We start from the raw sequence: 17,339 nt of genomic DNA, 5'->3' as shown, positions 1-17,339 counted from the left end.
TCCCTGGGGGTTGGGGTCAACGGTAACCGGCGGCCTGCAGTTCGAACAGTTCGGCGTAGCGGCCGCCTTCGGCCATGAGCTGATCGTGGGTGCCGCTGGCCTCGAGCCGGCCTTCATCGAGCACGAGGATGCGGTCGGCCATGCGCACGCTGGAGAAGCGGTGCGAGATCAGCACCGCGGTGCGCTCGCTGGACAGCTCCTTGAAGCGCTGGAAGACCTCGAATTCCGCGCGCGCGTCCAGCGCGGCGGTCGGTTCATCCAGGATCATCACCTGGGCGTCGCGCATGTAGGCGCGGGCGATGGCGATCTTCTGCCACTGCCCGCCAGACAGATCCACGCCGGTCTTGAAGCGGCGGCCGATCAACTGGTCGTAGCCGTTCGGCAGCGAGGCGATCACCTCGTCGGCCATCGAACGGCGCGCGGATTCGCGGATGCGCGCATCGTCGCCCATCGCATCCACCTGGCCCACACCGATGTTCTCGCCGGCGGTCAGGTGGTAGCGGACGAAGTCCTGGAAGATGACGCCGATGCCGGCGCGCAGATCGTCGATGTCGTATTCGCGTAGATCGCGCCCGTCCAGCAGGATGCGGCCTTCGTCCGGGTCGTAAAGCCGCGCCAGCAACTTGACCAGGGTGGTCTTGCCGGCGCCGTTCTCGCCGACCAGCGCCAGCACCTCGCCGGCGCGCAGCTGGAAGTCCAGCCCGCGCACCGCCCAGCGCTCGGCGCCGGGATAGCGGAAGCCGACATTCTCGAAGCGGAAGCCCTCGCGGATCGGGCGCGGCACCGGCGCGGCCCCGGGCGGCGAGACGATTTCCGGGCGGATTTCGAAGAACGAGAACAGATCGTCCAGATACAGCGCCTGCCCGGCGACCTGCGAGAATCCGATCAGCAGGCCTTCCAGCAACTGGCGCAAGCGCAGGAAGCTGCCGGCCAGGAAGGTCAGGTCGCCGATGCTGAAATCACCGCGCACCGTGCGCCAGGCGATGTAGCCATAGGCCACGTAATAGCCCAGCGTGCCCAGGCCGGCCAGCAGCGTGCCCCACAACGCACGACGCCGGGCCAGCGCACGGTTGGCGCGGTAGAAGCCTTCGGCCAGTTGCCGGTAGCGATCGATCAGGAAGCGGTGGAGGTTGAAGATCTTCACCTCCTTGGCCGTTTCCACGCTGGCGCCGGTCTGGCGGATGTATTCCAGTTGCCGCCGTTCCGGCGTCCACTGGAAGTTGAGCGAATAGCCCAGCGCGTTGAAATGCGCCTCGCCGACGAACGCGGGCACCAGCGCCACCACCAGCAGCAGGATCAGCCAGGGCGCGTACACCAACAGGCCGGCGGCGAAACTGATCACCGTGATCGCGTCCTGCGCCTGCCCGAACAACTGGCTCATCAGATTCATCCGCCCCATGGTCTGGCGGCGCGCGCGATCCAGCTTGTCCTGCAGGTCCGGATCCTCGAAGTCCTCCAGGTCCAGCCGCGCCGCGTGTTCCATCAGGCGGATGCTGGTGGCGTTGGTGAACAGTTCCGACAGCAGCGCATCGGCATAGCTGACGAACCGGCCCAGCAGATCGGACAGGATCGCCAGGCCGAACTCCAGCGCCAGCAGGCCGAGCAAGGTGTCGAGCTGTCCATCGCGCCAAACCTCGACCAGTCCGGCCTGCGGCAGCCCGAGACCGACCAGGCGGATCGCTTCGTCGATGATCAGCTTGCCCACGTACAGCGTGGCGACCGGCAGCAGCGCGCGGATCAGGCGCAGGCCGAGACTGGCCAGGGTCAGGCCGGGGCTGGTCGCCCAGATCTGTTTCAGGAAAGGCGGCAGGTTGCGCATCGCGTTGAAGCGATCGCGCAGGCTGGGGCCGGACTTTTCACCGCGCCGGGGCTTGGTGCCGGCGGCGGTGGGGGGAACGGGGGCGGAAGCCATGGCGCATTGTGCCTGCTCGGCCCGGCCCGCGGGAAACGACGTGGCCGCGCGGCCACGTCGCGTGGAATGCCTGGCGGGTGTTCAGGTTCCCGGAAGCGGCGAACGCAGTCCGACGCCCATCCGGTTCCATGCGTTGATGATGGCGATGACGAAGGTCAATTCGGCGATCTGGGTTTCGTCGAAATGCGGCAGCAGGCCAGCGTAGACCTCGTCAGGCGCATGGGTCTCGCCGACCCGGGTCAGGGCATCGGTCCAGGCCAGCGCGGCGCGTTCGCGCGGATCGTAGAACGGGCTTTCATGCCAGGCGGCGAGGGTGTCGAGCTTGCGCGGCTCGACGCCGGCTTCGCGCAAGGCCTTGCCGTGCATGTCGAGGCAGAAGGTGCAGCCATTGATCTGCGAGGCGCGCTGCTTGACCAGATCCAGCAGGACGGCGTCCAGCGAACCGTGGTGCAGGCCGTGGCTGACTTTCAACAGGCCCTTGTAGGCTTCATTGGCCAGGGTGGTGTAATCGACGCGGGGGAGCGACATCGGTGTTTCCGGAATGCGCGGACGGAATGTCGCGCTTCACCCCAGGGACGGTGGCCTGTTCGCGGGCGTGACACTTCCGTGGGCTGGAAGCTTGTCCGGATTCATGACGGTCAGCAGTTCGGCGATGCGTTCGCCATCGCTGATCGCCACCATTGCCGACACCAGCCGGCCATCGCGGTAGCGCAGCACCGCCGGCTCGCCGTTGACCCGCCCCATGCGCCATTCGGTATCGGGCTGCGGACGCCGATACGCGGCCCAGAACAGGCGTGCGATGCGTTCGTTGCCGTGCAGTGGGCGGATCGCCGCGGTCGCCTTGCCGCCGCCGTCGGACACCAGCCGCGCATCCTCGTGCAGCAGCGCGGCGATCGCCTCCCGGTTGCCCACCCGCGCGGCGTGCATGAACCGTTCCAGCAGGCGCCGGTGGCGTTCCGGCGCGACATCGAAACGTGGCCGCGCGGCCTGCAGACGTTCGCGCGCGCGATGCACCATCTGGCGGCAGTTGGCCTCGCTGTGGCCGATCAGTTCGGCGATATGCCCGTAGTCGTAGTCGAAGGCTTCCTTCAGCAGGAACGCCGCGCGTTCCTCCGGTCCCAGCCGCTCCAGCACGGCCAGGAATGCCAGCGAGACCTGCTCGGCCAGTTCGGCGCCATGTTCCGGACCGGGACGGTCGTCGATTTCGGCCGGTTCAGGCAGCCAGGGGCCGGGGTAGCGTTCGCGCTGGAGCTTGGCGGCGCGCAGGCGGTCGATGCCCAGCCGGCTGGCGGCGGTCACCAGCCAGGCCTCCGGATCCCGGATGGCGGCAGTATCGGCCTGGCGCCAGCGTAGCCAGGTGTCCTGGACCACGTCCTCGGCGTCGCTGCGGCTGCCCAGCAACCGATAGGCGAGCGAAAACAGGCGGGAACGGTGGCTCTGGAAGGTGGTTTCGGCGTTCATGGGGCCAGGACGGGGCAGGGCGGCACGGCGTGACAACCGGCCGGGCCGCCACTTTGGCCTAAAATGGCAGGCTCCGCCCGCTACCCACCGGCAGCCCCGGCTCCAAGCTCCATGACCTCGATCAAGCAAGAAGACCTCATCCAGTCCATCGCCGACGCGCTGCAGTACATCAGCTACTACCACCCGGTCGATTACATCAGGAACCTCGCCGCCGCCTACGAGCGCGAGGAGTCGCCGGCGGCCAAGGACGCCATCGCCCAGATCCTGATCAACTCGCGCATGTGCGCCGAGGGCCACCGCCCGATCTGCCAGGACACCGGCATTGTCACCGTGTTCCTGGAAATCGGCATGGACGTGCGCTGGGACGACGCCACGATGGGCGTGGAGGACATGGTCCATGAAGGCGTGCGCCGCGCCTACAACCACCCGGACAACAAGCTGCGCGCCTCGGTGCTGGCGGATCCGGCCGGCAAGCGCACCAACACGAAGGACAACACGCCGGGCGTGGTCAACGTCAGGGTTGTCCCGGGCGATACGGTCGAGGTCATCGTCGCCGCCAAGGGCGGTGGCTCGGAGGCGAAGTCGAAGTTCGCCATGCTCAACCCGTCCGACTCGATCGTCGACTGGGTGCTCAAGACCGTGCCGACCATGGGGGCGGGCTGGTGCCCGCCGGGCATGCTCGGCATCGGCATCGGCGGCACCGCCGAGAAGGCGATGCTGCTGGCCAAGGAAGCGCTGATGGAACCGATCGACATCACCGACCTGCAGGCCCGCGGCGCTTCCAACCGCGCCGAGGAACTGCGCCTGGAGTTGTACGAGAAGGTCAATGCGCTGGGTATCGGCGCGCAGGGACTGGGCGGCCTGACCACGGTGCTGGACATCAAGGTCAAGGATTATCCGACCCACGCCGCCAACCTGCCGGTGGCGATGATTCCCAACTGCGCGGCCACCCGCCACGCCCATTTCACCCTCGACGGCAGCGGCCCGGTGATGCTGGATCCGCCGTCGCTGGAAGACTGGCCGGAACTGACCTACGACGCCTCCAAGGGGCGCCGGGTCGATCTCGACACGCTGACCCGCGAGGACGTCGCCAACTGGAAGCCCGGCGAAGTGCTGCTGCTCAATGGCAAGCTGCTGACCGGTCGCGACGCCGCGCACAAGCGCATGGTCGACATGCTCAACAAGGGCGAGCCGCTGCCGGTGGATCTGAAGGGGCGCTTCATCTATTACGTCGGCCCGGTCGATCCGGTGCGCGACGAAGTGGTGGGCCCGGCCGGTCCCACCACCGCCACCCGCATGGACAAGTTCACCGAACAGGTGCTGGCACAGACCGGCCTGCTGGGCATGGTCGGCAAGGCCGAGCGCGGCCCGGCCGCCATCGAGGCGATCAAGAAGCACCAGTCGGCCTACCTGATGGCGGTCGGTGGCGCGGCCTACCTGGTATCCAAGGCGATCAAGGCCGCGCGCGTGGTCGGTTTCGCCGACCTGGGCATGGAAGCGATTTACGAGTTCGAGGTGCAGGACATGCCGGTCACCGTCGCGGTCGATTCGCAGGGCACCTCGGTGCACAACACCGGCCCGAAGGAATGGCAGGCGCGCATCGGCAAGATTCCGGTGGTGGTGGCCTGAACCCGCGCGAAGCCCCCGAAGGCATCGCGTTGATCTGGCTGGCGCATGTCGGTTTCGATCGCGCCCTGGGATATGGCCTGAAATACGAATCGGGCTTCGCCCATACGCATCTGGGACTTATCGGCCGTGCCCGCGATCGCGGTGCGGCGGAACCAAGAGGAGCATCATGACCACCACCCTGTACTACTCCCCCAGCACCGCCAGCCTGGTCGTGCATTGGCTGCTGATCGAACTGGACATCCCGCACCGGCTGCATCTGCTGGACTTCGACAAGCGCGACCAGAAGGCGCCCGGATACCTGAAGGTCAATCCGGCCGGCGTGGTGCCGGCGCTGGATCTGGACGGGCAGGTGATCACCGAGTCGGCGGCCATCCTGCTGCATCTGGCGGATCGCCATCCGCGGGCGAATCTCGCGCCGCCGGCGGGAACGCCGGAACGCGCGCGCTACTACCAGTGGATGCTGTTCATGGCCAACACGCTGTTGCCGGCCTATCGCGCCTGGTTCTACTCCGACGAAATCGCCGGCGCGGAAAACGCCGAGGCGGTGCGCGCGCACGCGCGCCAGCGCATCGAGGCCGCATGGCAGCGCGTGGCCGATCACCTGCAAGCCGATGGTCCGTGGATGGTGGGCGATCAGCTCACCGTGGTCGATTTCATGACCACCATGCTGATGCGCTGGTCGCGCAACATGCCGAAGCCGTCCGACACCTGGCCGGTGCTGAAGGCCTACGCCGATCGCATGAAGTCGCGCCCCGCGTTCAAGGAAGTCTATGCCCGCGAAGGGCTGACCGACTGGACCTGATCGGTTCCGCGCGAGGCGGCCCGGCTGAACCGGGGCGCCTCGCTCAGTCGACGTATTCGTCGAACTTGCGCCCGCGCTGGAACGGCATCAGGTGCTGGCGCACGATGCCGCGCGGGACCGTTTCCAGCTTCATCACCCCGTACTCCTCCGGCCAGTCCTCCCGGCGCGGCGGCAGCTTGAAGGTGCCCATCAGCATGTCCACCAGCGGCAGGTGGATGGCGTAGTTCACGTCCAGGTAGTCCTTGTGCCGGGCGTGGTGCCAATGGTGGTAGCGCGGCAGCACCAGCAGGTATTCCAGCCAGCCGAAGCGGATGCCCAGGTTGGCGTGCGCCAGCACCGCCTGCAGGCCAACCAGGATCACGTAGGCGTTCACCGCCGGCGCCGAGAAGCCGAGCACCAGCAGCGGCAGCAGCACCGCGCTGCGGGTCATGACGATCTCGACGAAGTGGATGCGCGATCCGGCCAGCCAGTCCATTTCCCGGCTGGAATGGTGCACGGCGTGGAAACGCCAGAGCCATGGCACGTTGTGGTAGGCGCGATGCAGCAGCGCCTGGGCCAGATCGGCCACGAACACCGCCAGCAGGAACTGCACCCACACCGGCAGCGACTGGATCGCGTCCTTCAGTGCCGGGAACGCGGCCAGCCCCGCGATCGTCGAAGTGGAGGCGGTGACCAGGATCAGGATGAACTGCACCAGCACGTGGCTCATGAAGAAGTACGCCACGTCCGTGCGCCAGCCCGGCCGCAGCGGCGAGATCCGGCGCTTGCCCAGGTAGCGTTCCAACGGCACGAACACCAGCGCCGAAAAGAACAGCGAGATCACGAACCAGTCCAGGCCCAGCGAGTAGGGCGTCTTGCCGATGGCGTCGAATTGCACGTTGGTGCCGCCCAGCAGCACCGCCAGGGTCGCGCTGCCCACGCCGACCAAGGCGATGCGCTTGTTGCGATCGCGCAGGATCGCCAGCGTGCCGAGCACGAACGCCGCGCTCAGTCCGATCAGCAGCAGGTGGCGGGCGAACTGCTCGCTGTAGACCGCGCGGAATTCCTTGCTGGTCAGCATTTCCGGAAAGTGGAAACACAGCACCGCCATCAGGCTCAGCAGGCCGAGCAGGGCGGAGGCGTAGGCGAAGAACGAGCGGTGCTTGCGTGGCATGCGATTCCTTTCCGGACGAAGCGGGTATCCGTACCCGCCGAGTGTACGTCAGGCCAGCCGGTTTCCGGCCGCGTCCACCACCGGCTCGCCGTCTTCCTTGCTGAAGGCGCCGCGCTGCGGTTGCGGCAGGATGTCCAGCACCGTCTCCGAGGGGCGGCACAGCTTCACCGCGTCGGGCGTCACCACGATGGGGCGGTTGATCAGGACCGGGTGGGCGAGCATCGCCTCAATCAGCGTGCCGTCGTCCACGCCCGGCTGGTCCAGTCCCAGTTCGGCGTGGATGGGTTCCTTGGCGCGCACGACCTCGCGCACCGGCACGCCCATCCGCGCAATCAGCGCGGTCAGGGTCTCGCGATCCGGCGGCGTCTTCAGGTACTCGATCACCCGTGGTTCGATGCCGGCGTTGCGGATCAGGCCCAGCACGTTGCGCGAAGTGCCGCAGGCCGGATTGTGGTAAATCGTCACCTCGCTCATCAGTACCACTCCAGCAGGGAGATGCCCAGGCCGATGTAGGTGGCCTTGTGGTTGTAGTCGATCAGGCTTTCCCCGTAACCGTGGAAAGCCTGGATGTGGCCGCGGAAGCTGCGATGGATCGGAAAGCCCCAATCCAGTTGCACCGCGCCATGCGACTTGTCGCCGGTGCGCAGCGAGTGGCGCGCCAGCACGGTGAACTCGTGGCCGCCCTTGCTGTAGGTCAGCATGGCGTCGCCGCGACCGATGTAATCCTCGATGTCCGGATTGTCATCGTCGTTGCCATCCGGCACGCGCCACCACGGGCGCAGCACCAGCGCCCAGTTCTCGCGATCCAGGCCGACCGTGAAGATCACCCGGTTCCAGCTGCGCGACAGCGGATCGCCGCGTCCGTTGGACTGGTGGTTGATGCCCACCCCGGCCATGCGTCCCTTCCAGCCGCCCAGGCTGTAGTTGTTGCGGAACACCAGCATCACTTCCGGTTCGTAGTTGGTTTCGCGGAAGGGGCGCGATTCCTCGCCGTTGTAGACCTGCCAGCGCGAACTCTGGGTGTAGCCGCCCCACAGATCGCCGTTGTCGCCGAACAGGTTCTCGGCGAACTTGGTCTTGAAGCTCAGCTGGAACTTGGCCTCGGTGTTGTCCAGCGGCTGTGGCTCGGTCACCGTGTTGCGCGGGTTGGGCGAGTGCGGCATCTCGTTCTTGTCGCTGGTCCAGAACACCGGCATCAGGTACAGCGGTTTGTAGCCGCGCAACTGGAACACGCCCAGCTTGGAGTCCTTGGCCAGCTCCCAGCGGCTGTCCAGCAGCGAGCCCTTGCCGGCGTTGGCCAGGGCTTCCTGCAGCATCGGATCGTCGGTGCGGAACCAGGCGCCGAGGCGGCGGTGTTCGCGGTGTTCGGTGCCCGCTTCGCCCGCCTCCGATTCCTGCTGGATCTGCTGTTGATCCAGGCTGCTGCGGGCGGCGGTGGCCTCGGCGTCGGCGGCGCGGGTATCCGATGGCCGGCGTCCGAACACGGCGTCGTAGCAGGCCAGGCGGGAGGCGTCGGTTTCGATGGCCCGGCATGCCTCGGGGGTCACCACGGCGGGCTGTGGCTCCTGGGCGAAGGCCGGGGCGGTGGCCAGGGTCATGGCGATCAGGGACGGCAGCAGGTGCCGGGTGGGGTGGGGTGTCATGCGATCGGACCAGTCAGGGGAACGGAGAAGCCGGGCGATTGTGCCCGATGGCGGAGTGATGAGGCCGACGGGGTCAGAACACCCAGGCGAACAGGAACAGGCCGAGCATCGCGAACGCCAGTCCCAGCTTCAGTACCACGCCCAGGACGATGCCCAGCCAGGTGCCCAGGCCGACCTTGGTGGCCTGGCCGATTTCACGGCTGTGCCAAAGCTCGCCCAGCAGGGCGCCCACGAATGGTCCGGCGAATAGACCAATGGGCATGAAGAACAGGCCGGCGAGAGTGCCGATCGCCGCGCCGAGCAGGGCCTTGCCACTGGCGCCCACGCGCTTGGCGCCCACCAGCGTGGCGAAGAAATCCACCGCTACCGACAGCGCGGTCAGCGCCCCCAGCAGGACCACCGTGACCCAGCCGATTTGCTGGAAATCGCCCGCCCAGGCGGCCAGTAGCATGCCCGCGAACACCAGCGGCAGGCCGGGCAGCGCGGGCAGGATGACCCCGGCCAGGCCGACCAGGATGAGCACGACGGCCAGGACGTAGTACAGGGTGGTCAGGTCCAAGCGAAATTCTCCTTGTCGAATCAACAGGTTGGGCGCCGTTTCGGGTGCCCGCGGACGGTTTGCATTTTCACAAATTGCGGGTTAGTGTGCGCTCGCTGTGTTTGCCAAGGTCACCGTGAATCGTGGCCTAGATGCGGTAGATCCATGATCCGCTACATCGTTGTACCTCGCTTCCTCCTTGCAACCAGCCGCCGAGAGGCGTTTCCACCACCCAGAGTTCCAAGGAGCAAGTAGATGTCCGACCGTGAAACCGGAACCGTGAAATGGTTCAACGATGCCAAGGGCTTCGGCTTTATCAGCCGTGAGAACGGTGAAGACGTGTTTGTGCATTTCCGCGCCATCCAGACCCAGGGCTTCAAGAGCCTGAAGGAAGGCCAGAAGGTCAGCTTCACCGTCGTGCAGGGCCAGAAGGGCCTGCAGGCCGACGCCGTGCAGCCGCTGTAAGGTCTCGCCAATATTCGCGCCGGTTGTCACGACCGGACACGAAGAAAAAGCCCGACTCAGGTCGGGCTTTTTCTTTGCGCGGCGGGAATGCGTCCGGTCGCAGGACAGCGTTATCGCAGGACCACCCGGCCGTTCTGGATCCGCACGTAGGTGTTCTCGCGGATGCCGCCCAGATCGTGCTGGCTGAAGGTCAGGCGACGGCCATCGTCCATGCGCACGGTGATGTTGTAGCTATCGCCGGTGGTGCGGTTCTGGATGGCGTTGCCGGCCATCGCGCCGGCCGCGGCGCCCGCGACGGTGGCAATGTTCTTGTTGCCCTTGCTGCCGCCGGTATGCTCGGAAATCTGGCGGCCCGCGACTGCGCCGACGATGCCACCCAGGACCGCGCCGGTCGCGCTGGGCGCGGAGCGTCCGGAGGACACGACATCGATGCGCTCGACGATGCCGCAGTCGGCACAGTAGTTGTTCGAAGGCGCCGGGCGATAACCGCCGCTGTTGTAACCGCCGCCGCCATAGCCGGGCGAACTGGTGGCGCAACCGGCCAGCGCCAGCGAGGCAACGGCACCGATGGCAAACATACGAAGATTCATGGCTCCTCCTGGTTCACGTGGTCCGATCTTGGACATTCGATCAGAACCGGGTGACGCGATGGCGCGGCCCGGTCGCACGCATCCTCGCGCCACCTGCGTGAACCCCGCGACAACTGCACCGCTCCGGGCCGTCATCGCGGGCGTGAAGCGTCAGCCGCAATTCAGCCGCGGAAGTCCTGGTGACAGCCCTTGCAGCTTTCCTTGACCTGATCGGCCAGCGCCTTGGCCGCGGTGCAATCGGTCGGTGGCGTGGCCAGGCTGGCGTCGAGCTTGGCGCGGAAATCGCTGGCGTGGGTCACGAAGCGCTGATCCTCGGCCAGGCCGGGCAGGGCGAGTTCCAGGTCGTTGGCCATCGTGCGCAGGGCCCGCACGTGCGGCACCGTGTCCGTGGCCGCGCAACGGCTCTGCGCCACCTTGTCGCCCAGCAGGCCCGCGTGCTTCTGCATCACGTGCATGACGCTGTCGGGGAAGGGATCCTGGCGCGCCTGGATCGCACGCATCGCCATCACCGTGGCGACCGCGCCGATCACCAGGCCGATCAGGAACAGGAACAGGTAGCGGGAAGCGTTGGACGACTTGGCGGTCGGCTGGCTGGCCATGCGGCGGGCTCCTTTGGAAAAGTCCGTGCCATGGTACGACGCACGTCACACCTCGCGCCATGTCTACAATTGCCGGATGAAGAAAGTCCTCAAGGATCGTTTCGCCGGCATCGACCGCCTGTACGGGCAGGGCGCGGTCAACCGCTACGCCGAACGGCGCGTGGCGGTGGTCGGCCTGGGCGGCGTCGGCTCCTGGGTGGTGGAGGCGCTGGCGCGTTCCGGCGTCGGCCACCTGACCCTGATCGATGCGGACGACATCTGCGTGTCCAACACCAATCGCCAGTTGCCCGCGCTGGAAGGGCAGTACGGGCGCAACAAGGCCGAAGCGATGGCCGAGCGCTGCCGCGCGATCAATCCGGATGTCGAGATCGAGGTGGTGCCGGCGTTCCTGACCGGGGCCAACCTGGAGGAACTGCTCGACCGCGGTTTCGATCTGGTCCTGGACGCCTGCGACAGTTTCCGCACCAAGGTCGAGATGATCGCCTGGTGCCGGCGGCGCAAGCTGCCGGTCATCGTGTCCGGTTCGGCGGGCGGTCGCACCGATCCCACACAGATCCGCCTGCGCGATCTCTCCCGCACCGAACACGACGCGCTGCTGGCGCTGGTGCGCAAGAAGCTGCGTGGCGAGTTCAATTTTCCGAAGAACCGCGATCGCTACTTCGGCGTGACCGCGGTGTACTCGCTGGAGAACGTCAAGTATCCGCAGGCCGATGGCAGCGTGTGCGGCCTGCGCCCGCAACTGGGCGCCGACGCGGCGCTTAAGCTCGATTGCGGCGTCGGCCTGGGCGCGGCGACCCACATTACCGGCGCATTCGCCTTCGCCATGGTGGGCAAGGCGCTGGAACTGCTGCTCAAGGAAAAGAAGCCGGCGGCCTGAGACTCAGGCGGCCAATCCGAACAGGCGCGCGGCATTGCCGCGCGTGATGGCGGCGATATCGTCCTCGGGTTCGTCCCGCAACTGCGCGATGGTCCGGCAGATGAACGACACCCGCGCCGGTTCGTTGCGCTGGCCGCGGATCGCCGCGTCGGGCTGGTCCGGCGCGTCGGTTTCCAGCAGCAGGTGCTCCAGCGGCATCGCGGCGACCAGCCCGCGCAGCCGCTGCGCGCGTTCATAGGTGACCGGCCCGCCGAGGCCGATCAGGAAGCCGGCGTTCCACAACTGGCGCGCCTGCTCCGGGCTGCCGGAAAAGCTGTGCACCACCCCGCGCAGGCCGCCGACGCGGCGCACCGCCGCGATGACCTCGTCCACCGCACGCCGCGCGTGGATGATCAGCGGCAGCTCGAATTCGCGCGCCAGCCGTAGTTGCGCTTCGAAATAGTGCCGCTGGATTCCCGGGTCCAGATCCCCGACGAAATGGTCCAGGCCGCATTCACCGACCGCGACCGGCCGTTCGTTTGCGAGCCATTCGCGCAATTCGTCCAGATGCTCCTCCCGGTGCCGCGCCAGGTACATCGGGTGCAGGCCATAGGCCGGGTGCAGATCCGGTTGATCGCGGCAGAGCGTGCGCAGGGCGGACCAGCCGGCGGCCTCGACCGCCGGGATGATCTGATGGGCGACGCCGGCTTCGCGCGCGCGGGCGATCACCGCGTCCCGGTCGGCATCGAACTCGGCGGCGTCGAGGTGGCAATGGCTGTCGATCAGCCGCACGTCAGCGCGAGGGCCGGCCCGGCTCCAGCGGTGGCGCCGGCTCCTTGCGGCGCTTCCAGTTCGCCAGCAGCAGCGTGCCCAGGCCGAACACCAGTTCGTCCAGGAACGGAATCGGATCGATGCCGGGCGGCAGCAGTACGCTCAGCGCGAACAGTCCCGCGGTGATCTTGAACAGGGTGGGGTAACGCAGTCTCCGGGCCCATTCCAGCATGGGCAACAGAAGGGGATTGGCCACGGTGCGGGTCTCCGCAGGGTCGATGGGGCCACACGCTAGCACGTCGCGCGGGACTGCGCCGCCGTTCACGAAAAGTACGATTTCGTCTGCATGAAACGGGGCTTGGTTCAGGTTCGTAGTGGTGGAATGATGCCCGAAATGTGACTCGGGCGAGGCCCGCAATGGAGGCTGCGATGAAGAACAACACCACCATGATTCTGGTCGCTGCCGGCGCGCTGCTGGTGGGCGGCGTGGCGACTGCCGCTTTCATGAAGAGCGGAGACAAGGCCGCTGGCACGCCGACGGCCGAGACCGCGCCGCTGGCCGATCCGGCACTCGCCACCGATGACGCGGCGGCGACCGACAACGTCATTCCGGCCGACACGCTGCAGTACGCCGACGTGCTCAACGTCAAGCCGGTGACCACCAGCGAGAAACTCTACGCGACCGTGATCGGCACCGAACCGGTGCGCGAGACCACCACCACCAGCACCCCGCACGAGGTGTGCCAGGACGTGGTGGTGCAGGAGCGCCTGCCCGAGCGCGACGGCAACACCGGCGGCACCGTGGCCGGTGCGGTCATCGGCGGCCTGCTCGGCAACCAGGTCGGCGGCGGCAGCGGGCGCAAGGCCGCAACCGTGGCCGGCGCGGTGGCCGGCGGCGTAATCGGCAACCAGGTCGACAAGCGCCACGTCGGTGGCCGCGTGGTCGAGCGCACCGAGCGCCAGTGCCATACCGAAACCGCCAGCTCCGAGTCGTCGCGGGTGACCGGTTACAACGTCACCTACCGCAACCCGGACGGCACCACCGGCACCATGCGGATGGACAAGAAGCCGGGCAGCCGCATCCCGATGGGCAATGGCGAGAAGGTGGTCGGCTATGACGTGACCTATCGCCTCGACGGCCAGGAGAACACCGTGCGCCTGGACCAGAAGCCGGACAGCGATCGGCTGCCGGTGATCGATGGCAAGGTGGTCACCCAGACCGCCGCCGTGGCGACTCCCGCCAAGGGCTGAGCCCGGTCCCCGACGTTTCCACGAAACACCCCCCGAAAGGCCGGCGAAATGCCGGCCTTTCCTTTACGACCTGAAGGCTTACCGCCCGCCCGGAGCAGCCCATACAATGCGGGATTGTCCGAACCGGCACGAATCCCGCATGGCCCTGAATCCGTACGACCTGTTTGATGTCCGTTCCCTGCTTTCCGAAGAAGAGCGCGCGGTGCAGGACACCGTGGCCCGCTTCACCGACGAGCGCGTGCGTCCCATCATCGGCGAGGCGTTCGACCAGGGCCGCTTCCCGAAGGAACTCGTCCCGGAAATCGCCGAACTGGGCCTGCTGGGTTCCTCGCTGCCGGAAAAGTACGGCTGCGCCGGCCTGAACGGGGTCAGCTACGGCCTGATCTGCCAGGAACTGGAACGCGGCGACAGCGGTATCCGCAGCTTCGTCAGCGTGCAGTCGTCGCTGTGCATGTATCCCATCTACGCCTACGGCAGCGAAGAGCAGCGCCAGCGCTGGCTGCCCGACATGGCCGCCGGCAAGGTAATCGGCTGCTTCGGCCTGACCGAGCCGCATGGCGGTTCGGATCCGGCCAACATGAAGACCAACGCGCGCCGTGACGGCGACGATTGGGTGATCAACGGTTCCAAGATGTGGATCACCAACGGCAACCTGGCCGACATCGCGATCGTCTGGGCGCAGACCGACGAAGGCATCCAGGGCTTCGTGCTGGAGAAGGGCACGCCGGGCTTCACCGCCCAGGAAATCAAGCACAAGATGAGCCTGCGCGCGTCGGTGACCAGCGCGCTGTTCTTCGACAACGTGCGCGTGCCCGATTCCAGCCGCCTGCCCAACGTCAAGGGACTGAAGGGACCGCTGGGCTGCCTGACCCAGGCCCGCTACGGCATCACCTGGGGGCCGATCGGTGCGGCCATCGCCTGTCTGGACGAGGCGCTGAACTATTCCAAGGAACGCATCCTGTTCAACCGTCCGGTGGCGGCGACCCAGAGCGCGCAGATCAAGCTGGCCGAGATGGCCCGCCGGATCACCCTCGCGCAGCTGCTGTCGCTGCAGCTCGGCCGGCTCAAGGATGCGGGCACCCTGCAGCCGCAGCAGGTATCGCTGGCCAAGTGGAACAATTGCCGCATGGCGATCGACATTGCGCGCGAATGCCGCGACCTGCTCGGCGGCGCCGGCATCACCACCGAGCACGCCGCGATCCGCCACGCACTGAACCTGGAATCGGTCATCACCTACGAAGGCACCGAGACCGTGCACCAACTGGTCATCGGCCGCGAACTGACCGGAATCAGCGCGTTCTGAACCAACTCGCCCGCCGCGGATGCGGCGGGTGCTGCGAAGGGCGGCGGGTGAACGCGGCGCGGGCACCAGGCCCGTGCCGCTGGCCTGGCGTCCTCCGTCCCGCCGCGACATGAGGGGCAGACCTTGAGCATCTTCGATCTGCGACTGGAAACCGAGCGCCTGTGGCTGAGGCCGCAGCGTCGCGAGGACTATGAGGCGTGGGCCGCGTTCGTGGCCGACGAGGAGGCCACCCGCTATATCGGCGGCGTGCAACCGCCCCCGATGGCCTACCGCAGCCTGGCGGCGATGGTCGGCTGCTGGCAGATGGAAGGCTTCGCGATGTTCTCGGTGATCGAGAAGTCCAGCGGTCGTTGGGTCGGGCGGGTCGGCCCCTGGTGCCCGCTCGGCTGGCCCGGCACCGAGATCGGCTGGAGTATCGCCCGCGAGGCCTGGGGCCACGGTTATGCGCCGGAAGCGGCGCGCGCGGCGGCCGACTGGGCGTTCGAGCGGCTGGGCTGGCAGGAAATCATCCACACCATCGATCCGGACAACCAGAATTCCAAAGTGGTCGCGGCCAAGCTTGGCTCGCGCTTCCTGCGCATGGGCGAACTGCCGGCGCCGCATGAAGGCAAGCCGGTCGAAATCTGGGGACAGTCACGCGAACAATGGTTCGCACGGGGAGGAAAGGCCGCATGAGCCGGGGCATCGACGAACTGAAACTCGAAACCGAACGCCTGATCCTGCGGCCGCCACGACGCGAGGACTTCGACGGTTTCGCCGAACTCCAGGCCGACGAGGAAGCGGCCCGCTTCATCGGCGGAGCGGTCACCCGTCCGGAAGCCTGGCGCCGGTTCCTGTGGCAGCCGGGCTCCTGGTGGCTCGACGGTTTCGGCATGTTCGCGATCATCGACCGCGCCACCGGCGAATGGCTGGGTCAGTTGGGACCGTGGAAGCCGGAGGGTTGGCCCGGCAATGAAGTCGGTTGGTCGCTCCGGCGGGCGGCCCAGGGCAAGGGCTATGCGCTGGAAGCGGCGCGGCCGGCCATCGACTGGGCATTCGACAACCTCGGCTGGACCGACATCATCCACTGCATCGACGCGGAGAACGTGCCGTCGCAGAAGCTGGCCGAGCGCCTGGGGTCGCGCAAGCTGCGCCAGACCCGGCTGCCGCCGCCGTTCGAGTCGATCGAACTGGATGTCTGGGGCCAGAGCCGCGACGCGTGGCGCGCGGGACGCGGCGAGTGATCGCACCCGCTTCCATCGATACGCGCCTGATGGCCACGCTGGCCGGCCTGGTGCCGATCGCACGCGCGTGCTTCCGCGATCCCTGGTGGGTCATCGGCAGCGCCGCGATGCGCCTGGCGGGCGTCGATGGTCCGGAGCCGAACGACGTCGATCTGCTATGTAGCGCGCGGGATGCCGATGCCCTGGCAGAAGCGTGGACGGCGCATCGCGACGCTCACTATCGTCCCGCCGATGACGGCCGTTTCCGATCCCGCTTCGCACGCTTCGCGCATCTGCCGATGCCACTGGAGGTGATGGGCGATCTGGAAGTCCGCGTGGCGGACGACTGGCAGCCCGTACAGGTGGCCTCGGAGTTGCAGGTGGAGGTGAACGGCCAGGCCATCCCCGTGCCGACGCCATCCGAGCAGCGACGCATCCTGCTGCTGTTCGGCCGCGACAAGGATCTGGCCAAGGCGCGACGCATTTCCGCATTCCTCGCCACCCGGGAACATCATGTCCACTGAATCGATCACCGTGCACGGCTATTCAGTGTCCGGCAACTGCCACAAGGTGCGCCTGCTGCTGGAACAACTGGGACGCGACTACCGCTGGGTCGAAGTCGACAGCCCGAACGGCGCCACCCGCACGCCGGACTACCTGGCCAAGAATCCGAACGGCAAGGTGCCAATGCTGGAACGCGGCGATGGTCGCGTCCTGACCGAATCCAACGCCATCCTGTGCTGGCTGGCCGAGGGCAGCGCGTACCTGCCGGCCGATGCCTGGCAGCGGGCGCAGGCGTTGAGCTGGCTGTTCTTCGAGCAATACAGCCATGAGCCCTATGTCGCGGTGGCGCGCTTCATCCGTGGCTGGACGCCGCCGGATTCACCACGACGCGCCGATCTGCCACGCCTGATCGAGCGCGGCGAGCAGGCGCTGGCGGTGATGGAACGCCATCTCCAACAGGCGGACTGGTTCACCGGAGACGACTATGGCGTCGCCGACATCGCCCTGTTCGCCTATACGCATTGCGCCGCCGATGGCGGCTTCGAGCTGTCGAAGTTTCCCCGTGTTTCCGCCTGGTTGTCGCGCGCGAGCGCGACGCCGGGTTTCATCCCCATGCCCCCGGTCGCCGACGATGTCGCCGAGCGCCTGGCGAATTCCTGA

General features: G+C 67.2%; 22 protein-coding genes. 11 read left to right on the top strand and 11 right to left on the bottom strand.

The window, feature by feature from the left end; all coding sequences use genetic code 11:
- Positions 1–16 precede the first annotated feature (16 nt).
- The 3 genes from FHW78_RS14675 to FHW78_RS14665 all read right to left on the bottom strand — a co-directional run bounded on the left by FHW78_RS14675 (position 17) and on the right by FHW78_RS14665 (position 3,373).
- Complete coding sequence (locus FHW78_RS14675) at positions 17–1,912, bottom strand: ABC transporter ATP-binding protein (protein ID WP_183642183.1); 1,896 nt, start codon at positions 1,910–1,912, stop codon at positions 17–19.
- A gap of 81 nt (positions 1,913–1,993) precedes the next feature.
- Positions 1,994–2,440 carry a carboxymuconolactone decarboxylase family protein gene (locus tag FHW78_RS14670; protein WP_183642180.1) on the bottom strand — a complete coding sequence of 149 codons (447 nt, stop codon included), beginning with the start codon at positions 2,438–2,440 and terminating at the stop codon, positions 1,994–1,996.
- Positions 2,441–2,476: 36 nt separating this feature from the next.
- Entirely contained in the window at positions 2,477–3,373 is an 897-nt protein-coding gene (locus FHW78_RS14665; protein WP_183642176.1) for an RNA polymerase sigma-70 factor, read from the bottom strand.
- A 111-nt stretch (positions 3,374–3,484) separates the two neighbouring features.
- On the opposite strand from FHW78_RS14665, the gene FHW78_RS14660 reads away from it, so the two are divergent.
- From FHW78_RS14660 to FHW78_RS14650, 3 genes are read left to right on the top strand one after another with little or no spacing between them, the layout of a single operon-like run.
- Positions 3,485–5,002, top strand: a complete 1,518-nt coding sequence (locus tag FHW78_RS14660) for a fumarate hydratase (protein WP_183642173.1) — start codon at positions 3,485–3,487, stop codon at positions 5,000–5,002.
- Positions 4,960–5,172, top strand: a complete 213-nt coding sequence (locus tag FHW78_RS14655; RefSeq protein ID WP_183642170.1) for a DUF4260 family protein — start codon at positions 4,960–4,962, stop codon at positions 5,170–5,172. The genes FHW78_RS14660 and FHW78_RS14655 overlap by 43 nt, the downstream gene beginning before the upstream one ends.
- Positions 5,169–5,804, top strand: a complete 636-nt coding sequence (locus tag FHW78_RS14650) for a glutathione S-transferase family protein (RefSeq protein WP_183642167.1) — start codon at positions 5,169–5,171, stop codon at positions 5,802–5,804. Before FHW78_RS14655 ends, FHW78_RS14650 begins: the two co-directional genes overlap by 4 nt.
- Positions 5,805–5,847: 43 nt before the next feature.
- Here FHW78_RS14650 and FHW78_RS14645 read toward each other — a convergent pair whose 3' ends face one another.
- From FHW78_RS14645 to FHW78_RS14630, 4 genes are all read right to left on the bottom strand, one after another.
- Complete coding sequence (locus tag FHW78_RS14645; RefSeq protein WP_183642165.1) at positions 5,848–6,957, bottom strand: sterol desaturase family protein; 1,110 nt, start codon at positions 6,955–6,957, stop codon at positions 5,848–5,850.
- Positions 6,958–7,005: 48 nt separating this feature from the next.
- Positions 7,006–7,431, bottom strand: coding sequence for an arsenate reductase (glutaredoxin) (gene arsC, locus FHW78_RS14640; protein ID WP_183642162.1), 426 nt, complete (start codon positions 7,429–7,431; stop codon positions 7,006–7,008).
- The gene (locus FHW78_RS14635) at positions 7,431–8,600 is read right to left on the bottom strand and encodes a phospholipase A (RefSeq protein ID WP_183642159.1); all 1,170 of its coding nucleotides are present in this window, start codon (positions 8,598–8,600) and stop codon (positions 7,431–7,433) included. The genes arsC and FHW78_RS14635 overlap by 1 nt, the downstream gene beginning before the upstream one ends.
- Positions 8,601–8,673: 73 nt before the next feature.
- On the bottom strand, positions 8,674–9,159 hold the full coding sequence (locus tag FHW78_RS14630) for a DUF456 domain-containing protein (RefSeq protein ID WP_183642156.1): 486 nt from the start codon (positions 9,157–9,159) through the stop codon (positions 8,674–8,676).
- 234 nt (positions 9,160–9,393) lie between these two features.
- On the opposite strand from FHW78_RS14630, the gene FHW78_RS14625 reads away from it, so the two are divergent.
- Positions 9,394–9,603, top strand: coding sequence for a cold-shock protein (locus FHW78_RS14625; protein ID WP_141453200.1), 210 nt, complete (start codon positions 9,394–9,396; stop codon positions 9,601–9,603).
- Between the two features lie 110 nt (positions 9,604–9,713).
- On the opposite strand, the gene FHW78_RS14620 is transcribed toward FHW78_RS14625, so the two are convergent.
- Both FHW78_RS14620 and FHW78_RS14615 read right to left on the bottom strand, forming a co-directional pair.
- Positions 9,714–10,193: a glycine zipper 2TM domain-containing protein gene (locus FHW78_RS14620; protein ID WP_183642153.1), complete on the bottom strand. Its 480-nt coding sequence runs from the start codon at positions 10,191–10,193 to the stop codon at positions 9,714–9,716.
- Positions 10,194–10,354: 161 nt separating this feature from the next.
- Positions 10,355–10,792 (bottom strand): cytochrome c, encoded by a 438-nt coding sequence (locus FHW78_RS14615; protein WP_141453198.1) that lies wholly within the window; start codon positions 10,790–10,792, stop codon positions 10,355–10,357.
- Positions 10,793–10,868: 76 nt separating this feature from the next.
- On the opposite strand from FHW78_RS14615, the gene FHW78_RS14610 reads away from it, so the two are divergent.
- Positions 10,869–11,669, top strand: coding sequence for a tRNA threonylcarbamoyladenosine dehydratase (locus tag FHW78_RS14610; RefSeq protein ID WP_183642151.1), 801 nt, complete (start codon positions 10,869–10,871; stop codon positions 11,667–11,669).
- Between the two features lie 3 nt (positions 11,670–11,672).
- On the opposite strand, the gene FHW78_RS14605 is transcribed toward FHW78_RS14610, so the two are convergent.
- Positions 11,673–12,440, bottom strand: coding sequence for a TatD family hydrolase (locus FHW78_RS14605; protein ID WP_183642148.1), 768 nt, complete (start codon positions 12,438–12,440; stop codon positions 11,673–11,675).
- Between the two features lies 1 nt (position 12,441).
- Positions 12,442–12,675: a DUF6116 family protein gene (locus FHW78_RS14600; RefSeq protein WP_183642145.1), complete on the bottom strand. Its 234-nt coding sequence runs from the start codon at positions 12,673–12,675 to the stop codon at positions 12,442–12,444.
- 173 nt (positions 12,676–12,848) lie between these two features.
- Between FHW78_RS14600 and FHW78_RS14595 the strand changes: the two genes are divergently transcribed.
- The 6 genes from FHW78_RS14595 (at position 12,849) to FHW78_RS14570 (ending at position 17,339) form a co-directional block, all read left to right on the top strand.
- Entirely contained in the window at positions 12,849–13,670 is an 822-nt protein-coding gene (locus FHW78_RS14595) for a glycine zipper 2TM domain-containing protein (protein ID WP_183642143.1), read from the top strand.
- A 139-nt stretch (positions 13,671–13,809) separates the two neighbouring features.
- Complete coding sequence (locus tag FHW78_RS14590; protein WP_183642140.1) at positions 13,810–14,973, top strand: acyl-CoA dehydrogenase family protein; 1,164 nt, start codon at positions 13,810–13,812, stop codon at positions 14,971–14,973.
- A gap of 123 nt (positions 14,974–15,096) precedes the next feature.
- Positions 15,097–15,648, top strand: coding sequence for a GNAT family N-acetyltransferase (locus FHW78_RS14585; RefSeq protein ID WP_183642137.1), 552 nt, complete (start codon positions 15,097–15,099; stop codon positions 15,646–15,648).
- Complete coding sequence (locus FHW78_RS14580) at positions 15,645–16,196, top strand: GNAT family N-acetyltransferase (protein ID WP_183642134.1); 552 nt, start codon at positions 15,645–15,647, stop codon at positions 16,194–16,196. Before FHW78_RS14585 ends, FHW78_RS14580 begins: the two co-directional genes overlap by 4 nt.
- Positions 16,193–16,699, top strand: a complete 507-nt coding sequence (locus FHW78_RS14575) for a hypothetical protein (RefSeq protein WP_183642131.1) — start codon at positions 16,193–16,195, stop codon at positions 16,697–16,699. The genes FHW78_RS14580 and FHW78_RS14575 overlap by 4 nt, the downstream gene beginning before the upstream one ends.
- Positions 16,689–17,339: a glutathione S-transferase family protein gene (locus tag FHW78_RS14570; protein ID WP_183642128.1), complete on the top strand. Its 651-nt coding sequence runs from the start codon at positions 16,689–16,691 to the stop codon at positions 17,337–17,339. Before FHW78_RS14575 ends, FHW78_RS14570 begins: the two co-directional genes overlap by 11 nt.

The sequence above is a fragment of the Pseudoxanthomonas sp. OG2 genome, from assembly GCF_014192765.1.
GTDB lineage: Bacteria > Pseudomonadota > Gammaproteobacteria > Xanthomonadales > Xanthomonadaceae > Pseudoxanthomonas_A > Pseudoxanthomonas_A beigongshangi.
Note: the sequence above shows the minus strand (reverse complement) of the source record. Positions and strands in the feature narration are given on the sequence as shown.

Excerpts from the sequence above, each read along its gene's own strand:
- FHW78_RS14675 (WP_183642183.1), bottom strand. The coding sequence starts at position 1,912 with ATGGCTTCCGCCCCCGTTCCCCCCACCGCCGCCGGCACCAAGCCCCGG.
- FHW78_RS14635 (WP_183642159.1), bottom strand. The coding sequence starts at position 8,600 with ATGACACCCCACCCCACCCGGCACCTGCTGCCGTCCCTGATCGCCATG.
- arsC (WP_183642162.1), bottom strand. The coding sequence starts at position 7,431 with ATGAGCGAGGTGACGATTTACCACAATCCGGCCTGCGGCACTTCGCGC.
- FHW78_RS14620 (WP_183642153.1), bottom strand. The coding sequence starts at position 10,193 with ATGAATCTTCGTATGTTTGCCATCGGTGCCGTTGCCTCGCTGGCGCTG.
- FHW78_RS14670 (WP_183642180.1), bottom strand. The coding sequence starts at position 2,440 with ATGTCGCTCCCCCGCGTCGATTACACCACCCTGGCCAATGAAGCCTAC.
- FHW78_RS14610 (WP_183642151.1), top strand. The coding sequence starts at position 10,869 with ATGAAGAAAGTCCTCAAGGATCGTTTCGCCGGCATCGACCGCCTGTAC.
- FHW78_RS14655 (WP_183642170.1), top strand. The coding sequence starts at position 4,960 with ATGGCAGGCGCGCATCGGCAAGATTCCGGTGGTGGTGGCCTGAACCCG.
- FHW78_RS14595 (WP_183642143.1), top strand. The coding sequence starts at position 12,849 with ATGAAGAACAACACCACCATGATTCTGGTCGCTGCCGGCGCGCTGCTG.
- FHW78_RS14645 (WP_183642165.1), bottom strand. The coding sequence starts at position 6,957 with ATGCCACGCAAGCACCGCTCGTTCTTCGCCTACGCCTCCGCCCTGCTC.
- FHW78_RS14570 (WP_183642128.1), top strand. The coding sequence starts at position 16,689 with ATGTCCACTGAATCGATCACCGTGCACGGCTATTCAGTGTCCGGCAAC.
- FHW78_RS14665 (WP_183642176.1), bottom strand. The coding sequence starts at position 3,373 with ATGAACGCCGAAACCACCTTCCAGAGCCACCGTTCCCGCCTGTTTTCG.
- FHW78_RS14590 (WP_183642140.1), top strand. The coding sequence starts at position 13,810 with ATGGCCCTGAATCCGTACGACCTGTTTGATGTCCGTTCCCTGCTTTCC.
- FHW78_RS14660 (WP_183642173.1), top strand. The coding sequence starts at position 3,485 with ATGACCTCGATCAAGCAAGAAGACCTCATCCAGTCCATCGCCGACGCG.
- FHW78_RS14580 (WP_183642134.1), top strand. The coding sequence starts at position 15,645 with ATGAGCCGGGGCATCGACGAACTGAAACTCGAAACCGAACGCCTGATC.
- FHW78_RS14650 (WP_183642167.1), top strand. The coding sequence starts at position 5,169 with ATGACCACCACCCTGTACTACTCCCCCAGCACCGCCAGCCTGGTCGTG.
- FHW78_RS14615 (WP_141453198.1), bottom strand. The coding sequence starts at position 10,792 with ATGGCCAGCCAGCCGACCGCCAAGTCGTCCAACGCTTCCCGCTACCTG.
- FHW78_RS14625 (WP_141453200.1), top strand. The coding sequence starts at position 9,394 with ATGTCCGACCGTGAAACCGGAACCGTGAAATGGTTCAACGATGCCAAG.